A 12,465-nucleotide genomic window follows, 5' to 3' on the forward strand; every position below is an offset into this window, starting at 1 on the left:
GCGTAATTCTCATCTTTCGTCATGTAGATGACTGCCTTTTGCGAATTATTTTCATGAAAAGAAATATTTATTTTCATGAAGAAAAATATTTATTTACGTGAAAAAAAAGAATTATTTTCATGAAAATAATTCGCTGTTTACTTAATCTTATCGACTGGTAGTATAACTTCTCCCAATGAAATCATAGCATTGAAGAGGCTTATATACTGATAATTAGGAATATCAGAGACCATGATTTCACACTCTTGAATTAGTCCACAGTTGAGCAGTCGTTGGCGCATCGTACCGCAAAGGAGTGGCGTAGAGGGTGTAAACCATTGTTCTCCATCATAGAGTGCAATGTTGGTATAGGAAGTATCTGTAAGGTGATTGTCACGAACAATAAGTATTTCGTCGCAGTCACCTTGCTGTTTTTTTAGTTCGTTAAGTTGAGAGCGGTCAGTACTCTTATAAGGATAGCTGATGTTATTGTCGTAGACAAGGCGCAAGGAGTTGATTTCCTTACGTATATAAGGTGTACAAGTGATGTCGTGGATGCCCCCTTTATCGTAGACAAAGCGTAACTTCGAGCATTCCATCGGTAAGCTAACAGACTGCAAAATGTCTGCTATACGCAGCGGTTCTGTCAGTCCTAACATCTCTTTGCGAGTGCGGTTCAATCGTTCTTCGTGGTATGCAAGGTTGCAGATACAGCCGTCTACCACTCTTATCGTTTCAATATATTGGCACATAAACCTTCTCAATCACCTCTTTATATTCATCATCGTTATTGCTTTGAGCCGTAATACCGCCTCCAGCCTTATAATGGAACTGTCCTTTATCATCCTGATCAATAAAGCGAATCATCACGGCACTGTCTACTTGTCCTTTGCTATAACAACCCATCACACCCGTATAAAAGTCCCTTTCGTAGCCCTCAGCCTCATCAATTATCTCTATTGTACGAGGCTTAGGGGCACCTGTAATGGAGCCAGCAGGGAGCAAACGGAAGAGAAGTGTACCGATATTCTCACGATAGTCTGTAGGGAGTTGTCCTGTAATCTCTGAACTTGTCTGTAGGATTTCACCTTTGTTTGTTGTCAGATGGTCGATATAACGATAGCGTTTCACCTGCACTTGCTCGGCAATCATACTCAAGTCATTGCGGATAAGGTCGACGATGGTGGCGTGTTCAGCCGCTTCTTTCTTATTCTCCATCAGTTCCTTTTCAGCGTCAGGGCGTGTTGCATCAATCGTTCCCTTCATTGGAAAGGAACTGATAAGTCCTTCTTTGTTAATGCGAACGAATATCTCTGGAGAGAAACAAACGAACTTCTCTTTCAGCCAACAGCGGTATAAGGCTTTTGAACGCATGAAGATATCGTGCAGGGAGAGGTTTGTACGAACAGGAATCTTGCACGTGAGGTTGGCTAAATAGCTATCTCCCTCACGCTCTCTTTGCTTAACAAGATTGATACGTGGCTCATAGTCTTCTCTTGTTGGTGGTTCGGTAAACCATTCCACAGCCTCGTTGCTGTAGCTTTCGCCCTCAGGGACATTAGAAAGACTTGGGAAGGAAAAAAGCAATTCGTGAGGGTCAATATTCGTAGACTCCTCTATGTATGCACCATCAGCTTTATAATTGATGATAAAGATAAAGTCTTTACCTTCCTTAGCCAACGTGTTCATCCGCTGAATGGCACGTTCACGGTCGTATAGTATCATATTCTTTTGTTACAAGCAGGTGAGGTGTTTTGTCTCTTTGTTTATCTTTCTCCAATCTTGAAAATATCCTTTGGCTCAAATACTCCTGACTTCTCTGTTTTTGCAAGTTCAACCATACAACGCGCAACGACTTCTGTCTTCATAGGTCGTTGGCTCTGTAAGAGTCCTATTTGATTGAAGAATTGCAGTATAGAAACAGACAGTTTCTCAGAACTTCTTGTAGTATTCTTGCGAATTAAAGCAGGCGGACGAAGGATGGAGATATGCTGAAAAGGAAGCTGTTTGATAGCTTCTTCTAATTCACCTTTCATCCTTGTATAGAAGAAATAAGCGTTTGGATTAGCCATAGCAGAGGATACCAGGACGAAAGATGGTACACCTTGCTCTGCTGCTATCTTAGCGAAGTTGTATTGATAGGTATAATCTATCTTGTATTGATTCTCCTTTGAGCCAGCTGCCTTACGTGTTGTTCCCATACAAGAGAATACGACATCGCCTTGAACGGAGAGTCTCCACTTATCCGACTGGTCGAAGTCTACGATATGTGTTGTTACCTTTTCGTTGTTTATGCCTGGGTCTCTTCTGACGAAGATAGCTATTTGTTCGATAGTATCATCATTGATAAGCTCTTGGACAAGGTCTTTACCTATTGCGCCAGTAGCTCCTAATATTATTGCTCTCATTGAGGGGATTGGGTGTTGGGTGTTAAATGTTGGGTGTTGATGATTTGTGGGGATGGGGTGATGGGTGTTAAATGTTGGGTGTTAATGTTATGTGATGTTGGGTTTTAGGGGGTGATGATAACTATTATATTACGGCTTAATAATAATCTTAAGGTGGTAAACCTCTGGTGTAATACGCTGTTCGATATGATACCTATCAGGGTAAATCAGCTCTAAACGGCGGTACATATTCTCCAATCCAATACCCTTTCCACTCTTGTCTGTGTCGGTCTTTGGATAGTTACTATTCTCACAGAGAAAGACTATCTTACCGTTATCTTCTATGATAGATATGTGAATAAACGATGGTTTATTGGCACTTATACCATGCTTAAAAGCATTCTCGACAGGCGTTAGGAATACCAATGGCGCAATAAGCAACTGTGAGTTGTGGATGATGAATTGGCTCTTTATCTCTACATTGCTGCCTGATCGTAGTGACATTAGGTTGATATAGTTCTTGATAAAGGCAATTTCTCCATTCAAACTCACCTCCTTAGGCTGTGTCTCATAGAGTGCATAGCGTAGGAGTTCAGACAGTTGACCGATTGCCTTTTGGGCATTATTTGGACTTGTCTGGGTGAGTGAGGCTATGTTGTTGAGCGTATTGAAGAGGAAGTGTGGGTTTAGCTGGTTCTTTAGCCACGCCAATTCGGCTTCCGTCATCTTCTGTTTCTCCTCTCTAAGCTGTCTTCTGAGCGTACTATGGCGGATATAGTAACGCACAAAGATAGCCGCAACGACCATTGCATAGTTGAGAATCATCCACATCACACCAAACTGATAGAAGCCTATTCGTATAGGTGCGTTGGGTAAATCGGCATTATAGATGCTGAAAATGTGGTGGTTCCAAAGGACGATAAACAGCAGATTGATTACCCAGAATGCCCAATGCTTTATCTTGCTTTTCGCCTCAAAGAGGTAAGGAACAAGCAGATAGAAGTTTGCCATGAAGACAATCAGCAGCAAGAAGAGTACGAAGGCATTGACACACATGGACTCCTTGGCGGCTTTGACATCATGCTCAAGTAGCATAATGACCAATGACCAGATAGATACAAGGAGCGCATAAATGCCCACCTGTGCGCCAAGAACGGACAGGTTATAGCGACTCAGGCAATACTTCTTTATTTCCTCCAATACCTTCATGTTGCAAAGATAGTCTTTAAAAAGGAAAGAAGCAAGCAGAATCTATACTACATTTTTACTTTTTCTTGTTTTAACACAGCAAGGTAATTATCGGTAAATCAGGGCTTTATAAGGGTAGATTGTTTCGCTTGTTAGGCAAATAAGCCTGATTGGTACATTCTTTCAAGCTGATTAATCGGCTTTTTATGCCTAATTATCTAAGCTCTATTTGCTATTTACCCCTAATCATTAAGCCCCAAATCTCTCCTCTCCTCTTATCAAAAGTATGGTTTATTGTAGAGGAGTTAGCCCTCCGCACCATTGGTGTTGACGGTCCGCACGTATGGTGCTAAGCATGAACACCATGCGTGCGGAGTATTAACACCACAGTAGGATACCACAAAAAAGAGGTATTCCTGCCGTTGGGATGATAACGAAAGACACCGATGTTGAGTTACATCTATTAAGTCCTAATCACTGATTTACGCCTTATTCTGATCTGCCTTAATCAAAGCAAGCAATCGCTCGACCGCTTCTTCTTCAGGTATATTATGCTCAACGCATACCTGTTTGCGGTAAAGACTCACCTTCTTTGGGCCTGCACCTACATATCCATAGTCGGCATCAGCCATCTCACCGGGTCCGTTTACAATACAGCCCATGATACCTACCTTCAGACCTTTCATGCCCTTGGTAGCTTCCTTGATACGAGCAATTGTCGTGCGGAGGTCATAGAGCGTACGACCACAGCCCGGACAAGAGATGTATTCTGTCTTCACCATACGCAAGCGACCTGCTTGAAGAATACCGAAGGCAGTTTGCTCAACATCCTCTTGTGAGAGGTTGCCATGGTTCATCAGCCAGATACCATCGGTGAGTCCGTCCATCATCAGTGCACCCATATCTGCTGCAGCCTCTAATTGGAACTTCTCTTTAGCCGTAGTTGTCTCTGCCTGTTGGCTGTTATTGCTTTCTTCCTTCTCATCAGTTGCAGAATGCTGATACATCTGTGCAAAGATAATAGGGTTCTTTACCCCTGCTATCATCAATTGATGCGCCAATGCACGCTGGTCGCCGAGGCGGTTCTGATGACTTGTCATACAAACCACTACCACCTCTGGATGTGCTTTCAGACAAGCAAGGAACTCCTCAGAAGGTGTACCATACTTCAAGACGAGGAACTTAACATCAGTGTTTATTGCACTGATGAAAGGCATTCCCGTCACAGGGAAGATAGGATAGACGTTCTCTAAGGACTGCTTACCACTGTTGGCAAGGTCCATATAGGCGTCATAATCAAGGATATACTTCTGTTTCTTACCTAATTTCTCAGGCAATTCACCCTGTACATAGATATAGTCGGGCTTTGGTAGCTCTGGTGATGACACCTCGGCAGTTGCTTGATCAGCCTTTCGAGTAGCAATAACAACAGGAACATTCTCGCCACCGATATTCCCTGCAGCCACTGTCTCACGTCGGTTAGGGTGGAGATAGTCAAAGCCTTCATACTGTTCTGCAGGGATGAGGAGATGTTTCTCGTGTCGACGGATATACCATGTAAGGTGTTTAGCCACTGGAATCTCGCACTCTGGTTCTTCACTCAGAGACACACGGATAGTGTCACCAAGGCCATCAGCAAGCAAAGCTCCAATACCTACGGCACTCTTAATACGTCCGTCTTCACCTTCACCCGCCTCAGTAACACCGAGGTGGAGTGGATACTGCATACCTTCCTTGTCCATCTCAGCCACAAGAAGGCGTACGGAACGAACCATCACAACCGTGTTTGAGGATTTGATAGAGATGACAATGTCATGGAAGTCGTACTTGCGGAAGATGCGGAGGAATTCCATACAGCTCTCTACAATACCTTCTGGTGTATCGCCATAACGGTTACGAATACGGTCAGAGAGGCTACCATGGTTGACACCAATACGTACAGCGGTGTGGTTCTCCTTACATATATTGATGAAAGGAATCAGTCTGTCCTCAATCTTCTGTAGCTCTTGCGCATATTCCTCATCGGTATACTCCAGTTTTTTGAACGTACGAGCAGGGTCGACATAGTTACCCGGATTGATACGAACTTTCTCTGCATAGAGTGCAGCCACGTCTGCAACGTTCGCATTAAAGTGAACGTCTGCACAGAGCGGAGCCATATAATTATCTGCACGAAGTTGTGCATTGATATTCTTTAAGTTCTCAGCTTCACGCTTACCTTGCGTTGTAAGGCGTACAAGCTCTCCTCCAGCATCAATGATACGCTTAGCTTGTGCAACACTTCCTTCGGTATCATCCGTTGAAGTAGTTGTCATTGACTGTACGCGTACAGGGTTCTCTCCACCGATGTTGAGTGCACCAACATGGGTGACAGAGGTTTTCCTTCTTTCAAAGTTGAATAAATCTATCATGTTCTATTTGGATAATGGGGTGTCTTTCAATGCCCTTTTGGGATGATGAAAAACCTCCTCCAAGCCCCTCCGAGAGAGGGGTTATAGTAGAGGTAATAAGTGGTAACGACCTTTATCCTAATGGCTTCCCTTCGTTACTCCTTCCTTTGAAGGAATTAGGGATGGTCTTAGCACTTAAACTTATAATCCTTTAGCTCAGCTAACTCCTTGTTAGCCTTCTCTATTTTCTGGCCTAATGAAGCCTTCCAGTTGTCAATCTTCTTTGCAATAGACTCATCACCGAGTGCTATCATCTCAGCTGCAAGGATGGCAGCATTCTGTGCTCCATTAACGCCAACAGTAGCAACTGGAATGCCAGGAGGCATCTGAACGATAGAAAGTAAGGCATCAAGGCCATCGAGCATACCCTTAATTGGCACGCCAATGACTGGAAGTGATGTTGAAGCGGCGATAACTCCAGGCAAAGCAGCAGCCATACCAGCTGCAGCAATGATAACTTTTACGCCACGACCTTTTGCTTCCTTGGCAAAAGTCTCTACTGCGTCAGGTGTACGATGAGCTGAGAGTGCATTCACTTCAAAGGGAATCTCTTGCTCTTCCAACCACTTACAAGCTTTTTCCATTACGGGTAAATCGCTTGTTGAACCCATGATAATACTAACTAATGGCTTCATATTCTTAATGTATTAAGTGTTTATTCTTTATTTATTTTGTAACTATATATTATGTAGACAGATATTACTTTCTGTCAGTTTGCTGTTTATTCTTTTCTAATCAGTTGTCTTACCGATTCTTAGTCATTCTACACAACGATAATCGTAATGAATGAACAGATGATACCTAAGAAGAAACCCGATGTCACCTGTTCTAATGAATGTTGTCTAAGAATCATTCTACTGCTACCTACAAAGCCTGAAACGATGAGTGTAATACAAAGCCACCACATCGGATTGAAGTTGAATAGCAGTGAAAAAGCTATTAAAGAGCCTGTCACACCACCGATAGCTGCCGTATGTGTTGATATCTTCCACCACACGTTAATGATAGCACAAAGAATCTGAATAATCAATGCTACCATGAGTATTGATGTCAGCATGTGAGGCAGGTGTAGGATGTTCATGATGTAGAAGCACGTGAAGTAGCAAAGAATAGAAATCACGTAAGGAACCATTCTTCGCTCTCGTTGCCCTAATTGAATCAGTGTCCAGCCGTGGTACTGACGATAAAGGTGGATGAGTAAGGTAGGGATAAGCACTGTAAAAGCGTAAACCAAAAAGACATACGACAGCTTCGCCTGCCACGGGAACATACTAAGATAGCTAAAAGTAAAGATAGCCAATATGCCCACAACGGGTAAATAGAATGGTGTGAGAACCATACTCACAACCCTTGCTGTTAATATAATATTCTTTTCGTTCATACTTTAACACCTAACATTCACCACCCATCATCCCTCAACATCACTCCTTCCTCAGTCTTGCCACAGGCAATCCGAGTTGTTCACGGTACTTGGCAACGGTGCGACGGGCTATTGGGAAGCCCTTTTCTTTCATCACCTTTGCAAGCGCATCATCACTGAGTGGCTTACGCTTGTCCTCTTTGTCGATTACTTCTTTGAGTGCCAACTTGATTTTACGAGTAGACATTTCCTCGCCATCTTCCGTTGTGTAGCTATCAGTAAAGAAGAAACGCAATGGGAATGTACCCCAACGTGTCTGTGCATACTTGATGTTGCTCACTCGTGATATGGTAGAGATATCTAAGCCTGTACGGTCGGCAATGTCTTTAAGAATCATTGGTTTGAGGTCTGCCTCATCTCCATCTTGGAAGAACTTCCGCTGAATATCAATGATAGCCTTCATCGTCATCTGTAATGTATGACGTCTTTGCTTTACCGCTTCAATAAATCCTTGCGCCTTTTCCACCTTTTCTTTGGCATAAAGCAACGCCTCTTTCTCCTGTCGGTTCATATTAGCTTTGTTGTTGCGGTAGGTCTCCATCATATCGTTGAAGGCCTGCGAAACGTGCAACTCTGGTAGATTGCCGTGGTTTAAGCTGAAAGTAACCGTACCATCATCCTCTGTGTCGATGATAAAGTCAGGTGTTATCTGTTGCAGGTTACGTCCTTGCGTCTCACCCATAGACGACCCCGGCTTTGGATTCAACTTACGAATCTCACGCTGAAGTGCCTCTACTTGAAGGTCAGACAGCGACAGTGCGCTTTGAATCTTATCCCAATGCTTCTTTTTGAAAGCGTCGAAATGATGTGAAAGGATGTTGTAGATGTATTTATACAGATGACTATCTTTCTCCCATTCACCATTCTCAACCTTACGATCTATCTGTAACAAGAGACATTCTTGCAAGTTTCTTGCACCGATACCAGCTGGGTCAAAGTCCTGCAGAATCTTCAGTACCTCTTCTAATTCCTTAGTAGACGCGTCTATCCCATAGTAGATAGCCAACTCATCGCTGATACTATCGAGGTCTTTTCGTAATAGTCCGTCATCATCAAGACTACCGATAAGATATTCCAAGATACTCTTCTGACGCTCGGTAAGCTCTCTTTCGCCCACCTGCTCATTGAGTTTATCGATGAAAGAAGTTGTGTCTCCATACACAATCTCCTCATATTCAGCATTATTTCGTTGCTGTCTTGAATCGTATGTAGGAAGATCATCATCCGAACGCATACGCTCTAATGCCGAGTCGAGCGCATCTTGTCGCTCTTCTCGTTCCTGAAGTGTGTCGAAATCATCGTCTTCTGAATGCTCTACAGTATCGTTGTTATCAATGCTATCAGTCTCTTCTCCGCCTGCTTCTAAGGCAGGATTATCGTCGAGTTCGGCATTGACACTTTCCTCTAATTCTGTCAGTGGCATCTCCAACAACTTTACTTGCAGCATCTGCTGTTGTGAGAGACGCTGCACCTGTTGTTGTTTCTGGGTCTGAATTTGTACTTGTTCCTGTGCCATTGTTTACCTGAATTGTGCTACAAAAGTACTAAAAAACAAGTATAATCAAGTGAAATATTCCTTTAATTGTGCTGCTAAGGCAGAAAGTTTCTCTGGGTTATCATTTCCATAGCGGTTCCATACCTCCTGACATGGCATTAATAAGGGCGATATCATGAGGTCATCACGGTTCAGATAGGGGTCGCAGAATTGGAACACATCCATCACCTCTACAACCATTTGCGGCTTTATCTTCATCAGCTTAGCAAGGTCTATCACCTCAGGTGTCTCCGCTACCATCGTAATAGGAGTGAGACGGAAATAGAGATCGAGAATCATGATGAGCATAAAAGGCTTCAACTCCGTAACGCCCTCCACTGGTAGGAAGTCATGTTCAAAGGTTTCGCGCACCTTCACACCATCATAGAACTCCCTTGGTTGCCCAAACCCCTTCATCGAACGCAGTTTCTTTACGTCTTTGTTGAGCTTTCTTGTGTTCTCTCCATACGTCTCCCAAATCAGATTAATGATGGGCATATCACGATGTCGCAACTTAAAAAGCTGTTCATAAAGGTTCTTTGGTGGTATGTGTAGTTCCAAACTGAGGTCTACCAATGCACGTGAATACATCGGTTTCATTCCCTCTGGCTTTTTTAGGTAAAGCTGTAGGAGTAGTAGCCAATAGTCATCAGACCATAAAGGATGTGTTGCCATAAGCGTAAAATATCCACTCTTGCTCCTCGTCTTTTAGTGGAGAAGAGGAGAAATACTTGTCTAAAGGGTATCTATATTTGTCTTTCGCAAAGATACTCCTTTTTTATTATAATGGCAAAAGAAAGTGACAGAAAGTTAACGAGTTAATGGGTAAACGAGTTGACAAGTTGTTTGTGGCAAATAAGTTATCCTAAGCCTATTTGTTTATAGGTATAAATACGATTTAAATTGGGCATAAAACAGGTATGTTAAGTTGCCGTTTTATTTCCTAATTTCCCCTTGTGAGCCTACCTATAGTTACTTGTTTTCAAATTATTTTCATGAAGAAAAATATTTTTCTTCACGTAAAAAAATATTTCTTTTCACGTAAATAAATATTTTTCTTCATGAAAATAATTCGCTTTTGATAAGTATCTTGATCCCTAAAAGAGGGTCTATCTAATGATTTTCTATGCTAAAATGGGTGATTAAAAACCATTATTGGGACTTAAATTAACGACATTCATCAAGCCAAATAACGTATGTTATACAGTCCTAACGACCTGTTTCTACTTCTTTTCTCCACCCACTAAGTCATCATTTTTAATGCTTCGTTCAGCATTCTTGACACTTGCTTTTAACTTACCAAAGCTCCACGAAAATCCGATGTTAAAGTATCGAGGGTACATAACGGAGCGTTCATAACCAGTATAATCGCCTCGAACGATACGATAAGTACTTGATCTTTCTTTGCTGAAAGGCGAATTGGCTGATAAAGATACTGTTAGCTTGTCTTTAAAAAAGCGACGTGTCAAGGTGAAATCATAGTAGAACCAATGCCCCTCAATGGCATACGGATCATAAACTCGGTTGCCATATTCACCTCCAATACTGGTTGTCAACGTTAATTCCCAAGGTATTTTCTGCTCCCAATTAAAGTAGATACCACCACCGCATCCGCTGTTCTTGATGTAAGGTGTGGGTAAGGTGATTCGGGCATAACGAATGTTAGCGTTGAGTGTAAACGATGTTCCGGTGAAAGGAGTCCATTCTGTGTAAGATGAAATACCGAACACTTTACTCTTCAGTACGTTCTGATAAGTAGAAACATCTTTACGATTCTGTTCATAAATGATGTTAGTGATACCATTGTTGGTAAATGAATAATAGGGACTTAACTGCAAAGTAAGTTTTGAAGTAACCAACATATACGCAAGTTGTAACGCTTGGTTGCGACTGCTTCCTAAGTTTGCATTACCGAAAGAGACTGCCGTTGGTGTGCTAATGATGGCTGGATTGAGATAGCCGATGCCGGGTCTGTTGATGCTGGTATTATAGCTAAATTTCAGTGTCTGTCCATCACTAATCTTGTATTGTAGGCTTGCTGATGGTACCCAGTCATTGAGATTAGCATGGTAATCAGGGTTACTACCATCGGGATAGGATGCTTTCATGCGAGTAAACTCGTATCTCAATCCTGCACGAGCAGCCCATTTGCCAGCGGTGAAGATATATGAGAGGTAGGCAGCAGCCACTTGTGCGTTATGCTTAAATTTGCTTTCCATGTCAGGGGTAGTCCCTTGATAGTCCATTAATGACGTACTGTTGTTGTTACGAAGGATATATTTTGTTCCGCTTTCTAACTTATGGTGCTTTCCAAAGGGGCGTACATAGTCAATCTGGAAAGTATGTTCTGTGAAGCGTTCACGGGTGTTCTGGTCGTAACTTGTATAGCTGACAGGGAAGTTAACCATGTTGTTATACATCTGACGGAAGATGGTGTGTTGGCGTGTAGCTGCCAACATATAAGAAAACGTCAGGATTTCTCCATCTAAATGAGTCTTATGTTGATAATCCAAACGTCCTCCAATATTAAGATGAGAGTAGCCCGGAGTAGTCATATTATTGTCGAATTTGTAAATCAACTGGCTGTTCTTGTCCCATCGTTCATTCGTGCTTTGTGTGTTGGCATCAACTTTATAGCCAAGAAAATTGGTCGATGCGGTCAGCAAGTTGAGTGAGTCAATCTCGTAACTGGCACTGATATTACCGAAATGTATTGTTGCTGCAGTGCTGTTAGTCCCATATTCACGTTTTTGTTCGCCTGTCTTTACGTAGTCGTAGACCTCCTCTCTATTGTTTTCTGTTCGTTTTCTGCTTTGGTTCATGTAGTTATAATTGACGGTTGTCGTGAGCTTTCCCACCTTTGTTGTTAGATAAGTACCAAGCCTTGTAGAGCCATGAGTATCTACATCAGAGTTCACATTGCCTGATACTCCTTGTAGTTTAGTATTGCTCATCATGACGATGTTAAGGATAGCCGTGGTGCCTTCAGCATCATACTTGGCACCGGGGTCGGTGATAACCTCAATCCTTTTGATGGTAGAAGCAGGTATTGCCTTGAGAATATCCTTAAGATTCTGCCCTGAAAGACTTGGGTCAGGATGTCCGTTCCTATACACCTTAAAACTTGTAGAGCCTTGAACTCTGATATTTTCCTGTCCGTCAACGGTGACAAGGGGTATTTTCTTGAGTATTTCTAAGGTCGTCTTCGTCTGGGCAGTCTTGTCATGCTGTACGTCATACGTTAGCTTGTCAATATCATTCTTGATAAGCTGGCGCCTTTGTGCTACGACGACTTCCTCCAACTTCTGTGTCTTGGCGGAGTCCGTTTTGGTTGTGTTCTGGGCTGGCAGGGCTGTTGTTGAGAGGCAGGCAGTGAGTAATAGTATCAATTTATTGTACATAGTCAAAGTGTTAAGTTTATAGTTGTCAATATGATACAAAGATATGTTTTTTCTTAATAAGTTCCAATTCGTTTCAAAAGTATTTTTACATTCTTGTCCTTATGTC

Annotated in this window: 10 protein-coding genes; all 10 read right to left on the reverse strand. The window is 42.4% G+C overall.

The features are described 5' to 3' along the window. Nucleotides 1–137 precede the first annotated feature (137 nt). The 10 genes from PMEL_RS00065 to PMEL_RS00110 all read right to left on the reverse strand — a co-directional run bounded on the left by PMEL_RS00065 (nt 138) and on the right by PMEL_RS00110 (nt 12,359). Entirely contained in the window at nt 138–731 is a 594-nt protein-coding gene (locus tag PMEL_RS00065) for an aminotransferase class IV (RefSeq protein WP_120173430.1), read from the reverse strand. Next, a complete protein-coding gene (locus PMEL_RS00070) occupies nt 715–1,704 on the reverse strand; it encodes an aminodeoxychorismate synthase component I (protein ID WP_120173431.1) in 990 nt (329 codons plus the stop codon). The genes PMEL_RS00065 and PMEL_RS00070 overlap by 17 nt, the downstream gene beginning before the upstream one ends. A gap of 41 nt (nt 1,705–1,745) precedes the next feature. After that, entirely contained in the window at nt 1,746–2,387 is a 642-nt protein-coding gene (locus PMEL_RS00075; protein WP_120173432.1) for an NAD(P)H-binding protein, read from the reverse strand. 129 nt (nt 2,388–2,516) lie between these two features. Beyond that, nucleotides 2,517–3,575: a sensor histidine kinase gene (locus tag PMEL_RS00080; RefSeq protein ID WP_120173433.1), complete on the reverse strand. Its 1,059-nt coding sequence runs from the start codon at nt 3,573–3,575 to the stop codon at nt 2,517–2,519. Between the two features lie 461 nt (nt 3,576–4,036). Then, on the reverse strand, nt 4,037–5,965 hold the full coding sequence (locus tag PMEL_RS00085; RefSeq protein WP_120173434.1) for a 4-hydroxy-3-methylbut-2-en-1-yl diphosphate synthase: 1,929 nt from the start codon (nt 5,963–5,965) through the stop codon (nt 4,037–4,039). A 167-nt stretch (nt 5,966–6,132) separates the two neighbouring features. After that, nucleotides 6,133–6,639 carry a 5-(carboxyamino)imidazole ribonucleotide mutase gene (gene purE / locus PMEL_RS00090; protein ID WP_120173435.1) on the reverse strand — a complete coding sequence of 169 codons (507 nt, stop codon included), beginning with the start codon at nt 6,637–6,639 and terminating at the stop codon, nt 6,133–6,135. Nucleotides 6,640–6,767: 128 nt separating this feature from the next. Then, a complete protein-coding gene (locus PMEL_RS00095; protein WP_120173436.1) occupies nt 6,768–7,385 on the reverse strand; it encodes a phosphatase PAP2 family protein in 618 nt (205 codons plus the stop codon). A 40-nt stretch (nt 7,386–7,425) separates the two neighbouring features. Next, a complete protein-coding gene (gene rpoN, locus PMEL_RS00100; protein ID WP_120173437.1) occupies nt 7,426–8,940 on the reverse strand; it encodes an RNA polymerase factor sigma-54 in 1,515 nt (504 codons plus the stop codon). A gap of 45 nt (nt 8,941–8,985) precedes the next feature. Further along, nucleotides 8,986–9,633 (reverse strand): hypothetical protein, encoded by a 648-nt coding sequence (locus PMEL_RS00105; protein ID WP_120173438.1) that lies wholly within the window; start codon nt 9,631–9,633, stop codon nt 8,986–8,988. A gap of 548 nt (nt 9,634–10,181) precedes the next feature. Beyond that, the gene (locus PMEL_RS00110; RefSeq protein ID WP_231999378.1) at nt 10,182–12,359 is read right to left on the reverse strand and encodes an outer membrane beta-barrel family protein; all 2,178 of its coding nucleotides are present in this window, start codon (nt 12,357–12,359) and stop codon (nt 10,182–10,184) included. Nucleotides 12,360–12,465: the final 106 nt, after the last annotated feature.

The sequence above is a fragment of the Prevotella melaninogenica genome, assembly GCF_003609775.1.
Taxonomy (GTDB): Bacteria; Bacteroidota; Bacteroidia; order Bacteroidales; family Bacteroidaceae; genus Prevotella; species Prevotella melaninogenica_A.